The organism is Ochrobactrum sp. C6C9, assembly GCF_022627935.1.
Taxonomy (GTDB): Bacteria; Pseudomonadota; Alphaproteobacteria; order Rhizobiales; family Rhizobiaceae; genus Brucella; species Brucella teleogrylli.
In genome coordinates this window covers 1-23258 of record NZ_JABXGB010000042.1, presented here as the reverse complement: position 1 = coordinate 23258, position 23258 = coordinate 1, and the positions used below count along the sequence as shown (strand labels likewise).

Below are 23258 nucleotides of genomic sequence, written 5' to 3'. Positions count from 1 at the left end.
ATCCAGCACCTTGCCGCCGAAATCCTCGGCGGCCATCTTCGCCGCTTCATAAGACCATTTGCCACCGAAATCGGCATAGACGCCCGACTGGTCGTTCAAGATGCCGATCTTGACTTTACCATCGGAAATTTCCGCAGCCGACGCGATGGCGGTTGCAGCCAGCAGTGCTGCCGTTGCGAGTGCAAGACGCTTCATAAAATACTCCTCCCAATGATTCCCTTGACCCCTCGATAAAATCGAACGGTATCCTCCAGAGAAGCGGCCTTTTCCAGGCAGGATGACCGACCTCCTCAGATCGATCATCTTTGTGCTTCCGCCCGATATGTTCCTCCATTCGGGTTTTCGATTGGAACGGTAGCATTGACAAATGCGTACAAGAACAACAATTTTTGAACAGCGTCTGTTCATAAATGTACAGATGCCCTAGGGAAAATGCGGGCAGACTATAGGGAGCAGTATGTGCGGCAGTTTACATGGGACGATCTGCAATATTTTCTGGCTGTTGCGCGCACGGGGCAGCTCTCCACCGCAGCGCGGCAACTGCGCACCAGCCACGTGACGGTGCTGCGCCGTATCGACCGGCTGGAACAGGCGCTGGCCACCAAATTATTCGAGCGCAACCCGCGTGGTTATCTGCTGACGCCGATGGGCGAACGTCTGGTCGAGCCTGCGGAAATCATGGAACGCGAGGCCATGAAGTTCCAGACCGAAGCCACCGGCAATCTCGCGGCGCTGTCGGGCGTTGTGCGTCTTTCGACGCTTGAGGGTTTCGGCAATTTCTTTCTGGCCGACCGCCTGCCGGTGCTGGCGCAATCCTATCCGAGCCTGTTCGTGGAAGTGGTGACGATCCAGCAGATCATGTCGCTTTCGCGCCGCGAGGCGGAACTGTCGATTACGCTGCATATGCCGCGCAACGGGCCTTATCACAGCGAGAAGCTCACATCCTACCGGTTGTTCATCTATGGCCATCGCGACTATCTGGCCCGGCATCCGCCGATCCGCAGCAGGGACGATTTGGCGCGCCATCCCTTCATCGGCTATATCGAGGACATGGTGTTCACGCCCGGCCTTGATTACATGCGCGAGATCCTGCCGGGCCAGCGCTGCACGTATCAAAGCTCCAGCATTCACGCGCAGCTTGTCGCCACGCAGACCGGCTATGGCCTGTGCGTTCTGCCGTTTTTCATAGCCAGCAAGCATCCCGAACTGGTGCCTGTTCTGCCGCACGAAATGCATCTGGAACGCGAATACTGGATGAGCTGCCACGTCGATGTCATGGCAGCGCCGCGTATCCGGGTCATCAGCGATTTCATGGTTCGCGCCGTGCGGGACTTCTCAGGCGATTTTCTCGGCGAAAGTCTTTTGCCTGCGGTCAGAGATTGACGCCCGTAAAGGCGATAAAACACGCCACGGCGAGCGCGATGCAACCAAACAAAATAATGGATAGACTGAGCGTGTTCATGGTCCCCCTCCACTTTACGCAACGTAAAGTGGGTATGCGGGGCTTCGACGTTCGAGTCCAGCTGGAATATCTGCCAGTCAGACGAAAGTCGTAGGCGCAAAATGAAAGCCCCGGACGAACCGGGGCTTTGGATTATTTCTGCTTGGCGAGGCCTTGTTCCCGCATCTGGCTCAGTGACATTTTTGGCGAAAGCGCTTCGGGATCGATGCGGATTTCGATCAAGGCGGGCTTGCCGGATTGTTCGCAACGCTCGAAAGCGGCTGCAAAATCGGCTGTCGCTTCGACCGTTTCGCCGTGCAGGCCGTATGCCCGGGCGAGGGCTGCGAAATCGGGATTGGCGAGGCCCGTGCCGGAAACGCGGCCCGGATAGGTGCGCTCCTGATGCATGCGGATGGTGCCGTACATGCCGTTATTGACCACGACGAAAATCGCCTTCGCATTATATTGCGCGGCGGTCGCCAGTTCCTGACCGTTCATGAGGAAGCAGCCATCACCGGCGAAGGCCACGACGGTGCGCTCCGGCGCCGCCAGCTTGGCGGATACGGCAGCCGGAACGCCATAGCCCATGGAACCGTTGGTGGGTGCCAACTGGCTGCGATAGGTGCGGTACTGATAAAATCGATGCGGCCAGGCGGAATAGTTGCCAGCCCCATTGGTGATGATGGCATCGGCTGGCAGATGCGCGCGCAGCCATTCCATGATTTCGCCCATTTGCACCGCGCCCGGTATGACCGGCGTTTTCATGTTGTCGCGATAATCGGCATTGGCCGTCTCAGCCCATGCCTTGCTGCGCGGTGCGGCGATGGGGGCAAGCTTTGATGCAGCGCGGGCAAAGGCCGGCATGCTGGCATTGATCGGCAGATCGGCGTGATAGACGCGGCCCAGTTCTTCGGCACCCGGATGGATGTGGATCAGCTTTTGCTGCGGCACCGGAATGCTGACAAGCTCATAGCCCTGCGTGGTCATTTCGCCAAGCCGCGCGCCGACCACCACGAGAAGGTCGCTGTCGCGTACGCGCTGCGCCAGCTTCGGGCTGATCGATGTGCCCATTTCGCCCGCATAAAGCGGATGGGTGTTGTCGAACATGTCCTGACAGCGGAACGAAGCCGCCACCGGCAGATGCATGTTTTCAGCGAATGTTTGCAGGTCTCGCACAGCTTGCCTGTCCCAACCGCCACCGCCGACGATCATCAGCGGGCGTTCGGCCTTTTCGATCAGTTGCACCATGTCCTGCAACTGGTCCTGACCCGGATGCATCTCGACCTTCTTATAGGCCGGGGCATCGCTGACGGCGGCATAAGATGTCAGCATATCTTCTGGCAGGGCAATCACCACCGGGCCGGGGCGTCCGTTGACGGCGCGATGAAAGGCCTGACTGACCAGTTCAGGAATGCGGGCGGCATCGTCGATCTGCACCACCCATTTGGCCATCTGGCCGAACATGCGGCGGTAATCGACTTCCTGAAAGGCTTCGCGTTCCACCTGATCGCTGGCGACCTGACCGATGAACAGCAGCATCGGTGTCGAATCCTGAAACGCGGTGTGTACGCCGACAGAGGCATTGGTCGCGCCCGGTCCGCGGGTGACAAAGCAGATGCCGGGCTTACCCGTCAGTTTGCCATGGGCGTCGGCCATATAGGCAGCACCGCCTTCCTGACGGCAGACGATCAGTTCGATTTCATCCTGCACATCGTGAAAAGCGTCGAGCGCGGCGAGATAGCTTTCTCCGGGAACGCAGAAAACACGGTCCACGCCGTGAATGCGCAACGCGTCCACCAATATCTGGCCCCCGCTACGCGTATTGGGTTTGCTGGTCATCTGATGCATTTCCTCACTCTCAAAATGCGGACGATTGTTCGTCTCTTGTTTGGATGGCATGCGATCCGTAGGTTACTGACATAACAGCATAGCCCCCGGCGCGAATACAGACTAAACATGATGACCAAAACGGATGATCTCATGTCGGGAGGACAAGATGGCGCAAGCAAACTCTGGCAAGATTAGTGTCGGCATTGGCGGCTGGGCGTTCGAGCCGTGGGATGAAAGCTTTTATCCCGAAAAACTGGCGAAGAAGCGCCAGCTGGAATATGCGTCCAGCAAGATGACCTCGATCGAGATCAATTCCACTTATTACGGCCCACAAAAGCCGACGACTTTCGCCAAATGGCACGACGAAACACCGGAAGGCTTTGTCTTTTCGCTGAAGGCGCCCCGCTTTTCGACCAATCGCCGCGTGCTGGCGGAAGCGGGCGAAAACATCGAGCGCTTTCTCACCGGCGGCGTGATGGAGCTGAAGGAGAAGCTTGGCGTCGTCAACTGGCAGTTCATGGGCACGAAGAAATTCGATCCCAAGGATTTCGAGGCTTTCCTGAAACTCCTGCCGAAACGTCTCGACGGGCGCGATCTGCGCCATGCGGTGGAAGTGCGCCACGACAGTTTTATTGTGCCGGAATTTACAGCGCTTCTGCGGGAATATGGCGTTGCGGTGGTTATTGCAGGCGATAGCGCATTTCCGCAATTTGCCGATATGACCGCGCCTTTCGCCTATCTGCGCATCATGGGCACCAAGGAAAGCGAGCCGCTTGGCTATAGCGAGGCCGAACTCGACCAGTGGGCGAAGCGGGCAAAAGCGATTGCCGAAGGCCAGAAGCCGGACGGGCTGAAAACCGTCACGCCGCCGGTGGCCGATAATATAGCGCGCGATGTCTATCTCTATGTCATCAGCGGCTATAAGGCGCATAATCCGCACGCGGCCATGGCCTTGATTGATCGGCTGAAATGATGCCTCGTGACGGCTGTTGATTTTCATCTGAGTCGTCCGAGTTCCATCATGCCGCATCTCGATCTTCCCGCCCTTCGCGCTTTCGTCGATACCATTCCGCAGAACTATAAGGGGCCGGGCGGTGTCGTCGCCGTCGTCAAGGATGGCGAAGTTGTCCTCAGCCAAGCGTGGGGCTTTGCCGATCTGCGCACGCGCCAGCCGATGACGGCGCAAACGCGGATGCCGATCTGTTCGGTCAGCAAGCAATTCACCTGCGGCGTGCTTCTCGACAGCGTGGGCGAGCCGGAAGCGCTGGACGATGCGCTTCGCACTTATCTTGCCGATTTCGTGGGTGAACGCCCGCGCGTGCGGGACCTGTGCAACAACCAGTCGGGCCTGCGTGATTACTGGGCGCTAACAGTGCTGTGCGGCGGCGACCCGGAAGGCGTGTTTCTGGCCGAAGATGCCCAGAAACTGCTGCGCGGCCTGAAAACCACGCATTTTGCGCCGGGCAGCCATTATTCCTACTGCAACGGCAATTTCCGCATTCTGGCCGATCTGATCGAAAGCCATACGGGCCGTTCACTGGTCGAGCTTCTGGCTGCGCGGATTTTCCAACCGGCTGGCATGAAGACGGCGGAACTCATTCCCGATACGGCGCTTTTCACCGAATGCACCGGCTATGAGGGCGATACGGTGCGCGGGTTTCTGCCCGCCACCAACCGCATTCACTGGATGGGCGATGCGGGCATTTGCGCCTCGCTGGACGACATGATCGCCTGGGAAAAGTTCATCGACGCGACACGCAATGACGAGAACGGCCTTTATCGCCGTTTGAGCGGGCCGCAGGCGTTCAGCGATGGCGCAGCCGCCCCTTATGGCTTCGGCCTGAAATTCGAAGAGGTGGGCGGCAAGCGTCTCACCGGCCATGGCGGCGCTTTGCGCGGTTGGCGCTGCCAGCGCTGGCATTGTGCCGATGAGCGGATTTCCACCGTCGCCATGTTCAATTTTGAAGGCGGTGCATCCGATCTTGCAGCGAAGCTGATGAAGCTCGCGCTCGGTGTGTCATCGGCGGAATCGCAACCCGTTGAGGCCGATGCGGGCTGGTTCGGCTCATGGTTAGATGCCGAAACCGGTCTGGTGCTGAGCCTTGACGATGCCGGGCGTGGGCGCATGAAGGCGCGTTTTGGAACCAGCCCGGAAGCAATGGATGTGGTGAGCAAGGATGAAGCGCGTTCATCCACGACGGCTATCCGTCGCGAAGGCGATGTGGTCCATCTCACTCGTGCGGATGAAAATCTCTCCCTCACCATGCATCGTGTGACGGGCGAGGCCAAACGTGACATTCTTGGACGTTTCCGCAGTGAGGAGCTTGGCGCAAGTCTTCTTCTCGTGGCCGAAGGTGGCGCGATTTATGGCGCTTTCGAAGGGTTCCTTGGCAAAAGTGACATGTATCCGCTTTATGCGGTCGGTTCCGATGTCTGGCTTTTGCCGGTGCAGCGTTCGATGGATGCGCCGTCGCCGGGCGAATGGAAGCTGGTCTTCCGTCGCAATGACAAGGGCGATATTTTCGCAGTTTCGGTCAGCTGCTGGCTGGCGCGGGCTATTGATTATCCGAAGGTTTCCGACTGAACGAGGAAATTCATGAGCGAGCTCAAGGTCAGAACCCGCGAGACGGGAGCGGTTGCCGCAATGCCGGATGGCCAGTTGCCGGTGATCACCACGCCGACGGGCGGCAAGGTCGAGCTTGTGACGAGCGTCAGCCAGCCGGGCTTCAACCCGCTTGATCTGCTCTATGCATCAGTCGCCGCCTGCATGGCGCTGAGCGCGCGGATCGCTGCGGGCAAGCTTGGCCTGCGCGAAAAGCTGGGTGATGTCCGTGTCGAGGTGACAGGCGACAAGACGCATGAAAGCCCGTCGCGCATCGAGCGGTTTCATATCGCGTTTCACTTCGTGGGCGATCTTTCAGCCGAAGAGAAACAACACATCGCCGAACTGGCCGAGGAAATCTGCACCGTCAGCAATACGTTGCGCAGCAATCCCGCCTTTGACCTGAAGGTCGAGTAGCAAAAAGCCCGGTCGGAACCGGGCTTTTCCTTGAGGTGGTTGGCTATCACACCGCTTCGTCGTTGGCGGGCTTTTCCCAGAGGTTCACGCCGCCTTCGACCGCATATTTATCGATCTCTTTCAGTTCGTCTGCCGAGAAGGAGAGATTTTCCAGCGCCTTGACGTTTTCAACGATCTGTTCTGGCGAGCTGGCGCCGATCAGCGCCGAGGTCACGCGTGGATCGCGCAGCACCCAGGCCAGCGCCATTTGGGCGAGGCTCTGTCCGCGCTTCTTGGCGATTTCGTTGAGGCTGCGGGCGCGCTCGATATTGTCATCGCTCAGATGGACCGGGCGCAGCGATTTGTTGCCCGGCTGGTTGATGCGCGCATCCGCCGGAATGCCGTTGAGGTAGCGATTGGTCAGCAGACCCTGCGCCAGCGGCGTGAAGGCGATGACCCCTGCGCCGACATCGTTGGTGGCCGACAGAAGATCTTTTTCGATCCAGCGGTTGAACAGGTTGTAGGACGGCTGGTGGATCAAGAGCGGCACGTTGCGCGCAGCGAGGATTTTGGCGATTTCGCGTGTCTTGCCTGCAGAATAGGACGAGATGCCGACATAAAGCGCCTTGCCCTGTTCGACCGCGCTTGCAAGCGCGCCAGCCGTTTCTTCCAGCGGCGTATTGGCGTCAAAACGGTGTGAATAGAAAATATCCACATAGTCGAGGCCGAGGCGCGACAGGCTCTGGTCGAGGCTCGCAAGGATCGCCTTGCGCGAACCGCCGCCGCGCCCATAGGGGCCGGACCACATTTCCCAACCGGCCTTGCTGGAAATGATCAATTCGTCGCGATAACGACCAAGATCGCTTTTCAGGATCTGGCCGAAATTGCGTTCAGCCGAGCCCGGAGGCGGGCCGTAATTATTGGCAAGATCGAAATGGGTGATGCCGAGATCGAAGGCCTTGAACAGCATTGCCTTCTGGCGGTCGAGCGGAATTCCGTCGCCGAAATTGTGCCAGAGGCCGAGCGAAATGGCAGGCAGGACGAGACCACTGCGCCCGACGCGGCGAAAGGTGGCGTTGTCGTAGCGATCGGAAGCGGCGAGATAGGACATGAAAAACCCTGTCGTGCATGAGGTGCGTTCGGTGCACCTTGTAGGAATTGGCGAAAAGAAACCGGTTTCTTTTCGACGGCAAATTTAGCTCAAACTAATTATAGGTCGAGGTCGTGACGGATTTCTTTCAAATTCCGCACGATTCTCCTCCTTCGTCAGATCACGTGGCGGATGCGTTCCACCCCAAGCTTGATGACGCTTTCCATTGCCGCGCGGGCTTTCTGCGGATCGCGGGAGGCGATGGCGTGGGCAATGCGCAGGTGGTTGGCCGCACATTCGGCGATGCCTTCATGCGATGCAGCGGGAGAAGAAAGCTGGAAGGACACGGCAAGCGCCGCCTCGATCAGCCCGCTGACCGAGCGCATGAACGGATTGCCCGACATGCGGGCGACGGCGAGGTGAAACTCTAGGTCGACCTTGGCGATGGTCTCCGGCGTGTGCTGCGGATTGTCGAACTTGGCGGCGAGCGCATAGAGTTCGACGATTTCGTCGCTGGTGGCGCGCTCGGCTGCGGCTGCGGCGGCAGCCGGTTCGAGCGCCATGCGCATTTCGGCCAGATGATCGACGAAGACCTCGTCGAAGCCGGCCTCGAAACGCCATGTCAGCACATCGGGGTCGAAGAAGTTCCAGCTGGCATGGCCCAGGACACGGGTGCCGACCTTGGCCTTGGGTTCGATCAGGCGTTTGGCGGCGAGCGTCTTCATCGCCTCGCGCAGTACCGTGCGGGAAACGCCGAAGCGCAGCGACAATTCGTTGTCGCCGGGCAGGATCGAACCTTCGGGAATGGTGCCCGCGACGATGCCGCGCCCGAGTTCCCCCACGACGACAGCGTGGCTGTTATGCCGCTTGCGTCCGGTTATGGCCGTTTCCAGCAATCCCAATTCAGGCCTCCTTCATGCGTTGACGCGCCAGTCTTAAGTCGGAGAACCACAGGAGTCCTCGTTGCAGGGCGATGAACAGGAACAGCAATATACCGATTGCGATTTTCGTCCACCAGGAAGACAGCGTGCCGTCGAAAACAATATAGGTCTGTATCAGCCCCTGTATCAGAATGCCGACAAATGTTCCCGCAACCAGTCCCGCGCCGCCGGTCAGAAGCGTTCCGCCGATGACCACCGATGCGATGGCATCCAGTTCCACGCCCACCGTCGCCAGCGAATAGCCGGACGAGGTATAGAGCGTATAGACGATACCCGCGAGGCCGGAAAGCACGCCCGACATGGTATAGATGCCGATGGTCGTGCGACCGATGGGAACGCCCATCAGTTCCGCCGATTGCTGATTGCCGCCAAGTGCATAGATGTTTGCGCCAAACCGCGTGCGATGGGCAAGAATGCTGCCGACGATGAACACGGCCAGCATAAGCATGGCGATGAATGTTAGCCTGCCGCCGCCCGGCAGCCGGAAATAAAGCCCCTGCAACGTGTCGATGAAGGGGTGTGAGATCGGCACCGATTCCGTCGAGATCAGGAAGGCCGCGCCGCGCGCCAGGAACATGCCAGCCAGCGTCGCGACGAAAGGCGGAATGCCGAGATAATGGATCATCATGCCCATCCATGCGCCGAAAAGCGCGGCGATGGCGAGAACAAGCGCGAATGCGAGCAGAGGATGCACGCCGAGTTTACCCACGAGAACCGCGACGAAAACGCTGGTGAAGGCGATGACTGAGCCGACCGAAAGATCAATGCCGCCGGAAATGATCACGAAGGTCATGCCGACCGCGGCAATGCCGAGAAAGGCATTGTCGGTCAGGAGATTGCCGATCACCCGCGTTGACAGCATGTTCGGGAATTGCACTGCGCAGATCGCATAGGCGATCAGGAAAATCGCCACAGTGGTCAGAAAGGGCAGGTTGCGAAGAATTCTCATTGTCCTGCTCCTTGATGAGTGTGTCGGGTGCCATTGACGGCGCCGCCCTTGCGCTGCGAGCGCAGGAAGCCGATCAGGTTGACGATGGCTGCCGACTGGAAGGTGAGCACCACGATGATGATGCCAGCCTTGATGATGAGGTTGAACTCGGGCGGGAAGCCAGCCATCAGAATGCCGGTATTGATCGACTGAATGATCAGCGCGCCGAGCAGCGAGGCGGTGATCGAAAAGCGCCCGCCATTGAGCGATGTGCCGCCGATCACGACCGCCAGAATGGCGTCGAGTTCAAGCCACAGACCGGCATTGTTGGCGTCCGCGCCACGAATGTCGGCGGTGGCGATCAGGCCTGCAAGCGCTGCGCCGACGCCCGAAACGGCATAGACGCTGAACAGCAGGAACCGCGCCTTGACGCCCGCCAGCATAGCGGCGCGCCGATTGATGCCGGTTGCCTCGATCAGGAAACCGAGCGCGCTGGAGCGCACCGCAATGCCGACGACCAGCCCGGCCAAAAGCCAGATCAGCACCGGAATGGGTATGCCGATAAATGAGCCGGAGCCGAGCGCGGCGAAGGCGTCATTGTTGAAGGTGAGGATTGCGCCTTCGGTGATAAGCTGGGCGATGCCGCGCCCCGCCACCATGAGGATCAGGGTGGCGATGATCGGCTGGATATCGAAGACGGCGACCAGAAAGCCGTTCCACAGCCCACACAACAGGCCGACACCGAGTGCTGCCGGAATGACGACAGCCAGCGGATAGCCCGCAACGATCAGCGATGCGGCGAAAGCGCCGCTGATCGCCATGACGGCGCCGACCGAAAGGTCGATGCCGCGAGTGGCGATCACCAGCGTCATGCCGACGGCCAGAATGGCGACCGGTGCTGCGCGCACCAGAATGTCGATCAGGCTGCCATAGAGGCGACCGTTCTGGAACGAAATGTCGAGAAAGCCGGGCGAGATGACGGTGTTTGCGGCAAGAATCAGAATGAGGGCTGCGAGCTGCGGCGCCAGTCTTTTGAATTTTCTGGATATGCGGGCAATCATGCTGCAGCTTCCTTCTGGCTTGCAGAAGTAGTTTTCGGGCCGGTCTCCGCAATGGCGCGCACGATATTGTCGGCGGTGATTTCTTCACCGTGCAATTCGGCGACATGGCGACGGTCCGACAGAACCACCACGCGATTGGCGACGGCGGCCAGTTCCTCGAATTCGGATGAGATGATGACGAGCGCCATGCCTTGTCCGCAGAGTTCGCCGATGAGTTTCAGGATTTCGGCATGCGCCCCGATGTCAATGCCGCGTGTCGGTTCATCGAGAATCAGCAGGCGGGGATCGGTGGCGAGCCAGCGCGCCAGAATGGCCTTTTGCTGGTTGCCGCCGGATAGAAACTTGATCGGCTTGTGCGGATCGGGCGGGCGGATATCGAGCGCCTTGATGTAGCGGTCCGCGAGCGCGGCTTTTTCGCGCGAGGACAGCGGCTTCGACCAGCCGCGTTTGCCTTGCACGGCAAGCGCGATATTTTCCGCCACCGAAAAATCGCCGATGATGCCATCGGTCTTGCGCTCTTCCGGACAGAAGGCGAAGCGCTCCGATATGGCGGCAACGGGCGAGGGCAGCTTGATCTCCTTGCCATCGACGGTGAGCTGGCCGCTATCGGCTTCATCAACGCCGAACATGAGAAGCGCGGTCTCGGTGCGGCCCGAACCGAGCAAGCCTGCAATGCCCACAGCTTCGCCGGGCTTGATGGCGAGATCGAATGGCGCAACACTGCCTTTCTTGCCGTAGCCTGCAAAGCGGATCGGCGCGACCGTGTCGTCGCTGACCTCCTCGGTCAGCTGACGGCGCACGGTTTCCTGCAACTGGTGGCCGAGCATCATGGAAATGAGATCGGTGCGCGGCAGTTCCGACAGGTTGCGGCTGCCGACCAGACGGCCATTGCGCAGTACGGTGGCGCAATCGGCAATCGCATAGACCTGATCCAGAAAATGCGTGATGACGATGATGCCGAGTCCTTCGGCCTTCAACTGGCGCAGAACCGTGAACAGCATTTCGACTTCGCGCGCATCAAGGCTGGCGGTCGGCTCATCAAGGACAAGCACTTTGCCCGACAGATCGACGGCGCGCGCAATCGCGATGATCTGGCGTATCGCCACGGAATAGGCCGACAGCGGCGCGCTGACGTCGATGTCGAGACCATAACGCGCGAGGAGCGCGGTTGTGTCCTTTTCCATGCGTCGACGATCCACGAAGCCGAAGCGGCGCGGCTGGCGACCGAGAAAGACATTTTCGGCGACGGTGAGGTTTTCCAGCAGGTTTACCTCTTGATAGACGGTGCCGATGCCGAGCGTCTGCGCTTCCGCTACGGAGGCAGGCGCAATGGGCTGGCCGTCAAGCAGGATCGACCCGTCAAAGCCATGATAGGCGCCGGTCAATATCTTGATGAGGGTGGATTTGCCCGCACCGTTTTCACCCAGCAAGGCATGGATTTCGCCGCGTTTGAGCGCGAAATCGACATGGTCAAGTGCGGTGACGCCCAGAAAGGATTTGGTGATCGAGCGAGCTTCGAGAAGCGGTATAACCGACGCCGGTTGAGCGCCTGTTTCGGGGCGAGCCATGGCAGTCTTCCGTTTGCGAATTGCAACGATACCCTTCGCCAAAACGGGCCGAAGGGAAACCGGGCCGCCGAAAGCTGGCGGCCCGAATGACACGAAGATTAGTAGCCGAGGCCCTTCTTGGCTTCGTATACGGCCTTCGGATCGTCAGCCTGTGTGTAGAGCTTGGATTCCGTCTGGATCCACTTCGGCGGAACGGTGCCCTTATCCTTGAACGCCTCGATGGCGTCGAAAGCCGGACCGGCCATGTTCGGCGTCAGCTCCACGGTGGCATTGGCTTCGCCATTGGCCATGGCCTGGAAGATATCCGGCACGGAATCGATCGACACGATCTTGATGTCGGTGCCCGGCTTCAGACCGGCTTCCTTGATGGCCTGAATGGCGCCGACGGCCATGTCGTCATTATGGGCATAGACTGCGCAGATATTCTTGCCGCCGCCTTCAGCCTTGATGAAGCTTTCCATGACTTCCTTGCCCTTGGTGCGGGTGAAGTCACCGGTCTGCGAACGGGAAATCTTGATGTTGTCGTGACCCTTGATCGCTTCCTCAAAGCCCTTCTTGCGGTTGATCGCAGGCGACGAACCGGTCGTGCCCTGAAGTTCGACCACATTGCAGGACTTGTCGCCGATATCCTTCACCAGCCAGTCACCGGCAACCTTGCCTTCATGGACCTGATCGGAGGTCACGGCGGTGAGATAGAGATCTTCCGGCGAATCAATCTGGCGGTCGAGCAGGACGACAGGAATTTCAGCTTCCTTGGCTTCCTTGAGGACCGCGTCCCAGCCGGTGGAAACGACCGGGGCGATCAGGATCGCATCGACGCCCTGTGCGATGAAGCCGCGCACGGCCTTGATCTGGTTTTCCTGCTTCTGCTGGGCATCGGCGAATTTCAGCGTATAGCCGCGCTTTTCAGCTTCCTGCTTGGTCAGGGCGGTTTCTGCGGCGCGCCAGCCCGATTCCGAACCGATCTGCGAGAAACCGACAGTCAGCGATGCGGCGGATGCGCTTGAAATCAGTGCGAGTGAAAATGCGGCTGACAGAGCCGCGAGACTGCGTTTCATAATATTTCCTCCCAATAAGGCCCTCCCGGCCTTGAGGGATATGAAGCATATAATATTACTTTATGGCAAGCGCCTTTGAAGAAAATTGCGCGATAATCGCCTGCGACAAACAGGCATTTTGATTATTAGAATATTAAAATCAATGAGTTGAATCTTGTGGCGGGTGTTGAAGACTGCAAGTCTGTGTATGCGGGGTCTTCGCTTGCTTGACAAAGGCGGCCTTGGCAAAATAGTCATATTAATAAGGTGAGCCGTCGCAAGGCATGAAAGTGTTTTCAAACGGCCGGCATGGAGTTTCCGCGATTCGTCGCGGTCTGGGAGGTTTAATGTTACGTCTGGTACAGTTCCGCGATGCGGGCGGTGAAACGCGTGTGGCTGCATGCGGTGATGAGGGTGCGGCCCATATCGTCAAAGGCGCTTCGACGACCTATGAACTGGCCTGGGCAGCAATTGGCGCCGGTATCAGCCTTGCAGAGCAGGTGGAGCGCAATGGCAAGGGCGAGGCCGTCGATATCGACGCCGCTCTGGCTGCGGGCCGCGTCGGCCTGCCGATCACCCATTCCGATCCGGCGCACCTGATCGTTGCCGGTACGGGCCTGACGCATCTTGGTTCTGCCGATGGTCGCGACAAGATGCACAAGGCCGCGCAGGCCGCCGAAAAGCCGACCGATTCGATGCGCATGTTCCTGATGGGCGTCGAAGGCGGTAAGCCGAAGCCGGGCGAAACCGGCGTGCAGCCGGAATGGTTCTATAAGGGCGACGGTTCGGCGCTGGTCGCGACCGGCGGCGAACTGGTTTCGCCTTCCTTTGCCGAAGACGGCGGTGAAGAGCCGGAACTGGCCGGCATTTATCTGATCGGCCCGAATGGTCAGCCGCATCGTATCGGCTTCTGCCTTGCCAATGAATTTTCCGACCATGTGACCGAGAAGCAGAATTATCTCTGGCTCGCCCATTCCAAGCTGCGTCAGGCATCGCTTGGACCGGAACTCTTTGTGGGCGCGCTGCCGGATCATGTCGAAGGCGTATCGCGTATTCGCCGCGGCAATGACGTGATTTTCGAAAAGCCGTTCCTGTCGGGCGAGGCGAACATGTCGCATACGATCGCCAATCTGGAACATCACCATTTCAAATATGAGCTGTTCCGCCGCCCGGGCGATATTCATGTCCATTTCTTCGGCACGGCGACGCTGTCCTTCTCCGACGGCGTGAAGACGCAAACCGGCGACCAGTTCGAGATTTCAGCCAAGCCGTTCCGCTATCCGCTGGTGAACAAGCTCGCTCAGGCGACGGCGCAACAGGCTGCGGCGGAAAAAACCGCCGTACAGGCATTGTGAGTTTGGAAATGTTGGCTTCGTCAAATATCGCTTTGGCAATTGTCGGTCTCGGCAAGATCGCGCGCGACCAGCATCTGCCATCCATCGAGGCGGTGGACGGTATTGCGCTTGCCGCTATCGCCAGCCGCAATGCCGGACTGGATAGTGTGCCGTCTTTCAACGATATCGAGCAATTGCTTTCGTCGGGTGTCGCCATCGATGCCGTGTCGCTGTGCACGCCGCCGCAGGGTCGCTTCGCTCAAGCCTATGCCGCTTTGAAAGCGCGCAAGCATGTGATGCTGGAAAAGCCGCCCGGCGCGACGATTTCCGAAGTGCAGGCGCTGGATCGTCTGGCCAAGGCTGAGGGGCTTACGCTTTATGCCACCTGGCATTCGCGTGAGGCGGCGGCGGTGGAACCGGCCCGCGAGTTTCTTAAAGACGCGGTGATCCGTTCGGTCGCGGTGGCCTGGAAGGAAGACGTGCGCCACTGGCATCCCGGCCAGCAATGGATCTGGGAGCCGGGCGGGCTCGGCGTGTTCGATCCGGGCATCAATGCGCTGTCCATCGTGACGCATATCCTGCCGGAGCGTTTTTTCCTGACGCAGTCCGACCTGTATTTTCCGGAAAATCGCGCGGCGCCGATTGCAGCCGATCTCAAGTTCCAGACGGAAAGCGGCATACCGGTTTCGTTTGAGCTGGATTGGCGCCAGACCGGCCCGCAGACCTGGGATATTCGCGTCGAAACCGACAAGGGCACGGTTCTGCTCAGCCATGGCGGCAGCCGCCTGACCATTGCGGGCGATGAAAAAATGGCCGAGCCGGATCGCGAATATCAGCGCCTTTACAAGCGTTTTGTGCAATTGATCGGTGAGGGGCGTTCGGATGTCGATCTCGCTCCCCTGACTCATGTGGCCGATGCGTTCCTGTTCGGAAAGCGCCACGCGGTCGAAGCATTTGTAGATTAGGAAACGGGGTCGTTCGCGGCCTCTTACCCAGCAGGACAAAGACATGAACAAGCCCGTCACTCCGAAAACGCCAAAGTTCCGCTCGCGTGCATGGTTCGACAATCCGGACAATGTCGACATGACGGCGCTCTATCTCGAACGCTACATGAATTACGGCTTGAGCCAGGAAGAATTGCAGTCGGGCCGTCCGATCATCGGCATCGCGCAGACCGGTTCGGACCTGTCGCCCTGCAATCGTCACCATCTGGAACTGGCCAATCGCGTTCGCGAAGGCGTGCGTGAAGCGGGCGGCATCGTCATCGAATTCCCGGTGCATCCGATTCAGGAAACCGGCAAGCGTCCGACCGCCGGTCTCGACCGCAACCTTGCCTATCTCGGCCTCGTGGAAGTGCTCTACGGCTATCCGCTCGACGGCGTTGTGCTCACCATCGGTTGCGACAAGACCACGCCGGCCTGCCTCATGGCTGCGGCAACGGTCAATATTCCGGCGATTGCGCTGTCGGTCGGTCCGATGCTCAATGGCTGGTTCCGTGGCGAGCGCACCGGTTCGGGCACCATCGTCTGGAAGGCGCGTGAACTTCTGGCGAAGGGCGAGATCGATTATCAGGGCTTTGTGAAGCTGGTTGCGTCCTCGGCACCGTCCACTGGCTATTGCAACACGATGGGCACGGCCACGACCATGAACTCTCTGGCCGAAGCGCTCGGCATGCAGCTTCCCGGTTCCGCTGCCATTCCGGCCCCTTACCGCGACCGGCAGGAAGTGGCCTATCTGACGGGCCGCCGTATCGTTGAAATGGTCTATGAAGACCTCAAGCCGTCCGACATTCTGACCAAGGATGCATTCGTCAATGCCATCCGTGTCAATTCCGCCATTGGCGGCTCGACCAATGCGCCGATCCATCTGAACGCGCTCGCCCGCCATGTCGGCGTGGAGCTGACGGTCGATGACTGGCAGAAATATGGCGAGGAAATTCCGCTTCTGGTCAATCTCCAGCCGGCGGGCGAATATCTCGGCGAAGATTATTACCATGCCGGTGGTGTGCCAGCGGTCGTCAACCAGCTTATGGGGCAGGGCCTCATCAACGAGAATGCGCTGACGGTCAACGGCAAAACCATTGGCGAAAACTGCAAGAACGCTACCATTGAAGACGGCAATGTCATCAAGACCTATGATCAGCCGCTGAAGAAACATGCCGGTTTCCGCGTGCTGCGCGGCAATCTGTTCTCGTCTGCGATCATGAAGCTCAGCGTTATTTCGGACGAGTTCCGCAATCGCTACCTCTCCGACACGAAAGACCCGAATGCCTTCGAGGGCAAGGCGGTCGTGTTCGACGGACCGGAAGATTACCACCACCGCATCGACGATCCGTCGCTGGAAATCGACGAGCATACCGTGCTGTTCATGCGCGGTGCAGGCCCGATCGGCTATCCGGGCGCTGCCGAAGTCGTCAATATGCGCGCGCCGGATTATCTCTTGAAGAAGGGCATCAGCTCGCTGCCATGCATCGGCGACGGTCGCCAGTCGGGCACGTCGGGTTCGCCGTCGATCCTCAACGCTTCGCCGGAAGCTGCCGCTGGCGGCGGTCTGGCCATCCTGCGCACCGGCGACCGTGTGCGCATCGATCTCGGTCGCGGCACGGCGGATATCCTGATTTCGGATGAGGAACTGGCCGAACGCCGCAAGGCCCTGGAAGCCGCTGGCGGCTACAAATATCCGGAAAGCCAGACGCCGTGGCAGGAAATCCAGCGCGCCGTTGTCGGCCAGATGGAAACCGGCGCGGTTCTGGAAAACGCGATCAAGTATCAGGACATCGCGCATACGCGTGGCCTGCCGCGCGACAACCACTAAGGCTTGTTCGGATGGCTCTCGATAAAAAGCCGTTTGCAGCCGTCGCCGACTGGGGCACAACCCGGTTGCGGCTCTGGACGCTGGATGCGGACGGTGCCGTGCTGGGCGAAAGCCGCGGCGATGACGGTCTGCTGCGGGCGAAGGAAGCCGGTTTCGAGCCAACGCTTGAACGGCATCTGGCTACGCTCGATGCGCCCGACGATCTGCCTGTGGTGATCTGCGGCATGGCCGGATCGCGCACCGGCTGGATCGAAGCGCCCTATATGAGCCTGCCTGCCGGGCTGGACGGCATCGTCAGGGCTGCGGTGCGCGTGCCTGCGCGCCGTCACGTCATCATGCTGCCGGGCGTTGCGCGGCGGGATGAGGCGGCGCCGGACGTGATGCGTGGCGAGGAAACCAAACTGCTTGGCCTCGTGCATGGCGGCACGCGTGATGCGGTGGTCGTCATGCCCGGCACCCACGCCAAATGGGTGCGGATCGCCGATGGTGGTCTTGCCGATTACCGGACTTTCATGACGGGCGAATTGTTCGCGCTTTTGAAAGACAAGTCGGTGCTGGCCGGGGCGCTGGAAGGTGCAGGCGCGGTTGACCCGCACGGCGCGGCTTTCGCGGCAGGTGTGAAGGCCTCGCTCGAAACGCCTGAACTGATCGCCAATGCGCTGTTTTCGGTTCGCGCGGGCTGGCTTGTGCATGACCGCAAGCCGACCGACCAGCTGGCGCGGCTTTCCGGCCTGTTGATCGGGCTGGAAGTTGCAGGCGGACGCACGCTTTATGGCAAGCCGCAGCAGGTGCTGCTTTTGTCCGATGGCATGATGGGTGCGCTTTATGCCAGCGCGCTTGACATTGCCGGGCTGGCCGTCAAGCGCATCGAGGCGGACGAACTGGTGCGCGACGGTCTGTTCATGGCGGCAAGACACGCTTTTGCGGGAGTTTTACAATGAGCGCGCGTGTTGCATGGCCAAAGCTGCGCTATCCGCTGGTCGCGATCCTGCGCGGCATTCGTACCGAAGAAACCGAAGCAATCGTCGAAGCGCTGATTGAGACGGGTTTTGAAGCCATCGAAATCCCGCTCAATTCGCCGGACCCGTTCGTGTCGATTGGCAAGGCTGCAAAGCTTGCACCGGCCAATGTGCTGATCGGTGCGGGCACTGTGTTGAGCGTCGAGGATGTGGACCGGCTGCACGATGTTGGCGGCAGGCTGATGGTCAGCCCCAATGTCGAGCCGGACGTCATTCGCCGCGCAAGCGGCCATGGCATGGTGACGATGCCGGGCGTGTTCACACCGACGGAAGCCTTTTCGGCGATCCGCGCAGGCGCATCGGCACTGAAATTTTTCCCGGCCAGCGTGCTGGGCGCAGATGGGATCAAGGCGGTTTCCGCCGTCTTGCCGAAGGATGTTCCGTTTGGCGCTGTGGGCGGCGTTTCGGAAAGCGATTTCGCAACCTATGTCGCGGCTGGCGTGAGCTGCTTCGGCCTTGGATCGAGCCTTTACAAGGCTGGTTTCACCGTGGCCGATGTGCGCGAGCGCGCCCGGCGCGCTGTGGCTGCATGGGAGGCAGTTGCGGGCTGAAGGAGGCGCGCAATTTGTTAGGGTTTAGGCATTTTTGAAGAGGGGTTAAACCCTTGTTCAGAAATGGACTTGGAGGCATTCCGCAATCTGCAGGCCAACAACTTGGGCGGGGCGCGGGAGTTTGGGAGAACGGCAGGTTTCGAGGCGAAGCCTGTCCCAATTTTTGGGAGTGTAACAATGGCAGGTATGAAAACTCTAACCCTGGCAGTCGCGATGGCCGCGCTTGCCTTCACGGGCATGGCCCGCGCCGAAGACAAGGGTCTTGTGGCGGTTGCCATGCCAACGAAGTCGTCGGCGCGCTGGATCGCCGATGGCGACAACATGGTCAAGGTTCTGAAGGAACGCGGTTATCAGACCGATCTTCAGTATGCTGAAGACGATGTGCCGAACCAGCTGGCGCAGATCGAAAACATGGTGACCAAGGGCGCCAAGGTTCTCGTCGTTGCATCCATCGACGGCACCACGCTGTCCGACGTGCTGGCCAAGGCGCACGACGCAGGCATCAAGGTTATCGCCTATGACCGTCTGATCCGTGACACGCCGAATGTCGATTACTATGCGACCTTCGACAATTTCCAGGTCGGCGTGTTGCAGGCACAGTCGATTGAAAAGGCACTCGACCTGAAGAACAAGCCGGGCCCGTTCAATATCGAACTCTTCGGCGGCTCGCCGGACGATAACAATGCCTACTTCTTCTACAATGGCGCAATGTCCGTGTTCCAGCCTTACATCGACAGCGGCAAGGTTGTGGTCGCCAGCGGCCAGACCGGCATGGACAAGGTTGCAACGCTGCGCTGGGACGGCGCAACGGCTCAGGCCCGTATGGACTCCATCCTGTCCGCTTACTATTCAGACAAGCGCGTCGATGCAGTTCTGTCGCCTTATGACGGCATCTCCATCGGCATCCTGTCGTCGCTGAAGGGCGTCGGCTATGGCAGCGGCGACATGCCGATGCCGATCGTTTCCGGTCAGGACGCCGAAGTGCCTTCGGTCAAGTCGATCCTCGCCGGTGAACAGACCGCGACGATCTTCAAGGACACCCGCGAACTGGCCAAGGTCACGGTCGATATGGTCGATGCGCTGATGAGCGGCAAGGAACCGGAAGTCAACGACACTAAGACCTATAACAATGGCGTCAAGGTTGTCCCGGCTTACCTGCTGAAGCCGGTGATCGTCGACAAGTCGAACTGGAAAGAAGTCCTGGTCGACAGCGGTTACTACAAGGAAGACCAGATCAAGTAATCTGGTCCTGACAGGGTGTGTCGGCGTGCCGTCCAGCACGCCCGACACCGCCTCTTGCATATGCGCGGTTTCGGGCCGAAAATCCGGTAGTTTTCCGGCTTCGTCCGAAACAGCATCGAATTTCTGTAATGCCATTGCCTCAATCCCAGGCTTACCTCAGTTTTGAACTGGGGTAGGCTGCTAGATTGACAGCGTTGTCTTTTTTAGGCTGTGCTTTGAAAGAAGGCTTTCGCCTGTGCGCAATGGCATTCGGAAAACCTGCGGCATCGCATGAAGCAACCGGACGGTTCTTCGGATGGGCAGGCAACAGGGTTTGGAGCGTCGAGGTCAGCATCCGGAGGGATGCGGGGCGCTCTATCGGGAGTGAGCGATGAATGTAGCCAATCCTGTCCCGCTTGAGGAGCAGGGCGGCCAGCTGAATGCGGCTGGCAAACCTATTCTTGAAATGCGCGGCATCAGCAAATCCTTCGGGGTCGTGAAGGCGTTGAGCGACGTCAATTTCACGGTCATGCCGGGGGAAATTCACGCATTTGTCGGCGAAAACGGCGCTGGCAAATCCACACTCATGAAGGTGCTGTCGGGCGTTTATCCCCATGGCAGCTATGAAGGCTCGATTTTCTTCGACGGGGAAGAACGACAGTTTCGCGACATCAACGATTCCGAAGCGCTCGGCATTGTCATCATCCATCAGGAACTGGCGCTGATCCCGCTGATGTCGATTGCGGAGAATATTTTTCTGGTCAATCCACCGGCGAGCCATGGCGTCATCGACCGCAGTGCGGTGCATATGCGCACGCGGGAACTTTTGAAAAAGGTTGGCTTGTCGGAATCGCCCGACACGCTGATCACCGATATCGGCGTCGGCAAGCAGCAGCTGGTGGAAATCGCCAAGGCGCTGTCGAAGCGCGTACGCTTGCTGATCCTCGACGAGCCAACGGCCAGCCTGAACGAGACCGACAGTGCAGCGCTTCTGACGCTCCTGAAAGAGTTTCGCGCGCAGGGCATCACGTCGATCCTGATTTCGCACAAGCTCAATGAAATTCGCGAAGTCGCCGACAAGATCACCGTGCTGCGCGACGGCAAAGCCGTGGCGACGCTCGATTGTCATGCAGGCGAGGTCGAGGAAGACGATATCATCCGCAAGATGGTCGATCGTGATCTGGAAAGTCGCTATCCGAAGCGCGAGCCGAAGATCGGCGATGTGATTTTGGAGGTCGACAACTGGTCGGTCTATCATCCGCTGCATCCGGAGCGCCATTCGGTCAAGAACGTGTCGTTCCAGGTCAAGGCGGGCGAAATCGTCGGCATTGCAGGCCTGATGGGCGCGGGCCGCACCGAATTCGCCATGAGCCTGTTCGGGCGCTCCTGGGGCACGAATATCACCGGCGAGGCCCGCATCAACGGCAAGGCGGCGGATATTTCCACGGTGGCGCGGGCGATCAAGTCCGGGCTTGCCTATGTGACCGAGGATCGCAAGAAGCTCGGCCTCGTGCTCGGCGAAAACATTTCGCGCAACATCTCGCTGGCCAATTTGCGCGGCGTCAGCCCGAAGGGCGTCATCGACGATATTCGCGAAATGAAGGTCGCCGGCGATTATCGCAACCAGATGAGCATTCGCAGCCACAATGTCTTCCAGCAGACGGGCACGCTTTCCGGCGGCAACCAGCAGAAGGTGGTGCTGTCGAAATGGCTGTTCACCGGGCCGGATGTGCTCATCCTCGACGAACCGACGCGCGGCATCGATGTCGGCGCGAAATACGACATTTACACCATCATCAATTCACTGGCGGAGAGCGGCAAGGGCGTGGTCGTCATTTCTTCGGAAATGCCGGAACTGATCGGCATCTGCGACCGCATCGTCGTCATGCATGAAGGCGCTTTCGTCGGCGAAGTCGCCGGCGAGGAAGCCACGCAGGAAAACATCATGCGCGCCATCATGCGGAATAAGGGAAAACGGCAATGAGCGAGACTATCATCGGAAGCAGCCAGACCAGTAGTGTGGGGCGTTATCTCAAGAACAATCTGCGCGAATCCGGGATGCTGCTCTCGCTCGTCGCGATCATGATCTTCTTCCAGATCGTCACCGGCGGCGTGCTGATGAAGCCGCTGAACCTGACCAATCTGGTGTTGCAGAACAGCTATATCGTCATCATGGCGCTCGGTATGCTGCTCATCATCGTGACCGGTCATATCGACCTGTCGGTCGGCTCGGTCTGCGGTTTCATCGGCGCGCTGGCCGCGGTGATGATGGTGAAATGGGGCGTGCCTTTCCCGATTGCCGCCATTCTCTGCCTGCTGGTCGGCGGGCTGATCGGCGCGTTGCAGGGTTTCTGGGTCGCCTATTTCAACATACCGTCCTTCATCGTGACGCTGGCGGGCATGCTGGTGTTCAAGGGCCTGATGCTGGCCGTGCTCGGCGGCCAGTCGGTCGGCCCGTTCCCGGTCGTGTTCCAGAAACTTTCGTCGGGCTTTATTCCCGAAATCATCGGCACCACGGCAGGCGGCGTCTATCTCACCTCGCTGATCATCGGCGTGCTTTTGGCCGGCTTCATGATCTGGCAGAATGCCAAATCCCGTGCCCGCCACATCGCCCATGAGGTGGAAACGGAGCCGTTCAGCCTGTTCGTCATCAAGAACATTCTGTTCTTTGCGGCGATTGCCTATCTGTCGCTCTTGATTTCGATGCATCGCGGCTTGCCGAACGTGCTGATCATCATGGCGGTGCTGATTGCAGCCTATGCGTTCCTCACCAACCGCACGGTGATCGGTCGCCAAATCTATGCGGTCGGCGGCAACCGCCATGCGGCCAAGCTTTCCGGCGTGAAGACCGAACGGCTGACCTTTCTCGCCTTCGTCAATATGGGCGTGCTGGCGGCGCTGGCCGGTCTGGTCTTCGCAGCGCGTCTCAATACGGCAACGCCGAAGGCGGGCATCGGTTTCGAGCTGGACGTGATCGCGGCCTGCTTCATCGGCGGCGCATCGGCCTATGGCGGCGTCGGTCGCGTGACGGGTGCGGTGATCGGCGCGCTCATCATGGGCGTCATGAACAACGGCATGTCGATCCTCGGCATCGGCATCGACTATCAGCAGGTCATCAAGGGGATCGTGCTGCTGGGTGCCGTCTGCATCGACGTCTACAACCAGAAGCGTTGATATTTCGGCTCTGGCGGCCTGCAAATGGCGTTGTTTTGCGCTTCCGGTGCTCACGTACCTTTAAGTACGCTGCGCGCCGGTTCTCAAACTCCACCATTTTCGGCTCACCATAACCAAAATACGCCTGATGTTTCGCCTTTGCGGGGGCTGGCGAAGCTCGAAACCGCGCCGGAAGCAATTCCGGTGCGGTTTTGTTTTGAGCGCGATGATTTCAGGTCTACTTGTCGCTACGCACGTCCCTCATCCTGAGG

The 23258-nt window shown here is 59.5% G+C and carries 19 protein-coding genes and 1 pseudogene; 12 read left to right on the top strand and 8 right to left on the bottom strand.

What is annotated here, in order from left to right; translation table 11 throughout:
• Positions 1–294, bottom strand: a pseudogene (locus HWD97_RS21920) (hypothetical protein); the annotation flags it as partial.
• Positions 295–459: 165 nt separating this feature from the next.
• Between HWD97_RS21920 and HWD97_RS21915 the strand changes: the two are divergent.
• On the top strand, positions 460–1383 hold the full coding sequence (locus HWD97_RS21915) for a LysR family transcriptional regulator (RefSeq protein ID WP_121536616.1): 924 nt from the start codon (positions 460–462) through the stop codon (positions 1381–1383).
• A 211-nt stretch (positions 1384–1594) separates the two neighbouring features.
• Here HWD97_RS21915 and HWD97_RS21910 read toward each other — a convergent pair whose 3' ends face one another.
• On the bottom strand, positions 1595–3280 hold the full coding sequence (locus HWD97_RS21910) for a thiamine pyrophosphate-binding protein (protein WP_371835585.1): 1686 nt from the start codon (positions 3278–3280) through the stop codon (positions 1595–1597).
• Positions 3281–3437: 157 nt separating this feature from the next.
• On the opposite strand from HWD97_RS21910, the gene HWD97_RS21905 reads away from it, so the two are divergent.
• Genes HWD97_RS21905 through HWD97_RS21895 form a run of 3 tightly spaced genes read left to right on the top strand, consistent with a single transcriptional unit; the run spans position 3438 to position 6290 of the window.
• Positions 3438–4244: a DUF72 domain-containing protein gene (locus HWD97_RS21905; RefSeq protein ID WP_371835584.1), complete on the top strand. Its 807-nt coding sequence runs from the start codon at positions 3438–3440 to the stop codon at positions 4242–4244.
• 48 nt (positions 4245–4292) lie between these two features.
• Entirely contained in the window at positions 4293–5855 is a 1563-nt protein-coding gene (locus HWD97_RS21900; protein WP_371835586.1) for a D-aminopeptidase, read from the top strand.
• Between the two features lie 12 nt (positions 5856–5867).
• Entirely contained in the window at positions 5868–6290 is a 423-nt protein-coding gene (locus tag HWD97_RS21895) for an OsmC family protein (RefSeq protein ID WP_371835583.1), read from the top strand.
• Positions 6291–6336: 46 nt separating this feature from the next.
• Here the strand turns inward: HWD97_RS21895 and mgrA are convergent, their stop codons facing one another.
• The 6 genes from mgrA to ytfQ form a co-directional block, all read right to left on the bottom strand.
• The gene (mgrA, locus tag HWD97_RS21890) at positions 6337–7380 is read right to left on the bottom strand and encodes an L-glyceraldehyde 3-phosphate reductase (protein WP_371835582.1); all 1044 of its coding nucleotides are present in this window, start codon (positions 7378–7380) and stop codon (positions 6337–6339) included.
• A gap of 155 nt (positions 7381–7535) precedes the next feature.
• A complete protein-coding gene (locus HWD97_RS21885) occupies positions 7536–8261 on the bottom strand; it encodes a FadR/GntR family transcriptional regulator (RefSeq protein ID WP_371835581.1) in 726 nt (241 codons plus the stop codon).
• Position 8262: 1 nt separating this feature from the next.
• On the bottom strand, positions 8263–9249 hold the full coding sequence (gene yjfF / locus HWD97_RS21880; RefSeq protein WP_371835580.1) for a galactofuranose ABC transporter, permease protein YjfF: 987 nt from the start codon (positions 9247–9249) through the stop codon (positions 8263–8265).
• Positions 9246–10289 carry an ABC transporter permease gene (locus HWD97_RS21875; protein ID WP_371835579.1) on the bottom strand — a complete coding sequence of 348 codons (1044 nt, stop codon included), beginning with the start codon at positions 10287–10289 and terminating at the stop codon, positions 9246–9248. Before HWD97_RS21875 ends, yjfF begins: the two co-directional genes overlap by 4 nt.
• Positions 10286–11857 (bottom strand): sugar ABC transporter ATP-binding protein, encoded by a 1572-nt coding sequence (locus tag HWD97_RS21870; protein ID WP_371835578.1) that lies wholly within the window; start codon positions 11855–11857, stop codon positions 10286–10288. Before HWD97_RS21870 ends, HWD97_RS21875 begins: the two co-directional genes overlap by 4 nt.
• Before the next feature lie 98 nt (positions 11858–11955).
• On the bottom strand, positions 11956–12915 hold the full coding sequence (gene ytfQ / locus HWD97_RS21865) for a galactofuranose ABC transporter, galactofuranose-binding protein YtfQ (protein WP_109369594.1): 960 nt from the start codon (positions 12913–12915) through the stop codon (positions 11956–11958).
• Positions 12916–13241: 326 nt separating this feature from the next.
• On the opposite strand from ytfQ, the gene araD1 reads away from it, so the two are divergent.
• The 8 genes from araD1 (at position 13242) to mmsB (ending at position 23007) form a co-directional block, all read left to right on the top strand.
• A complete protein-coding gene (gene araD1 / locus HWD97_RS21860) occupies positions 13242–14249 on the top strand; it encodes an AraD1 family protein (RefSeq protein ID WP_371835577.1) in 1008 nt (335 codons plus the stop codon).
• 8 nt (positions 14250–14257) lie between these two features.
• A complete protein-coding gene (locus HWD97_RS21855; protein ID WP_371835576.1) occupies positions 14258–15193 on the top strand; it encodes a Gfo/Idh/MocA family protein in 936 nt (311 codons plus the stop codon).
• 43 nt (positions 15194–15236) lie between these two features.
• Positions 15237–17042 (top strand): IlvD/Edd family dehydratase, encoded by a 1806-nt coding sequence (locus HWD97_RS21850; RefSeq protein WP_371835575.1) that lies wholly within the window; start codon positions 15237–15239, stop codon positions 17040–17042.
• Between the two features lie 11 nt (positions 17043–17053).
• A complete protein-coding gene (locus HWD97_RS21845; protein WP_371835574.1) occupies positions 17054–17983 on the top strand; it encodes a 2-dehydro-3-deoxygalactonokinase in 930 nt (309 codons plus the stop codon).
• Entirely contained in the window at positions 17980–18612 is a 633-nt protein-coding gene (locus tag HWD97_RS21840) for a 2-dehydro-3-deoxy-6-phosphogalactonate aldolase (protein ID WP_140024334.1), read from the top strand. The genes HWD97_RS21845 and HWD97_RS21840 overlap by 4 nt, the downstream gene beginning before the upstream one ends.
• A 177-nt stretch (positions 18613–18789) precedes the next feature.
• Entirely contained in the window at positions 18790–19854 is a 1065-nt protein-coding gene (chvE, locus tag HWD97_RS21835; RefSeq protein WP_371835573.1) for a multiple monosaccharide ABC transporter substrate-binding protein, read from the top strand.
• 370 nt (positions 19855–20224) lie between these two features.
• The gene (gene mmsA / locus HWD97_RS21830; RefSeq protein WP_171318458.1) at positions 20225–21817 is read left to right on the top strand and encodes a multiple monosaccharide ABC transporter ATP-binding protein; all 1593 of its coding nucleotides are present in this window, start codon (positions 20225–20227) and stop codon (positions 21815–21817) included.
• On the top strand, positions 21814–23007 hold the full coding sequence (gene mmsB, locus HWD97_RS21825; protein ID WP_371835572.1) for a multiple monosaccharide ABC transporter permease: 1194 nt from the start codon (positions 21814–21816) through the stop codon (positions 23005–23007). Before mmsA ends, mmsB begins: the two co-directional genes overlap by 4 nt.
• Positions 23008–23258: the final 251 nt, after the last annotated feature.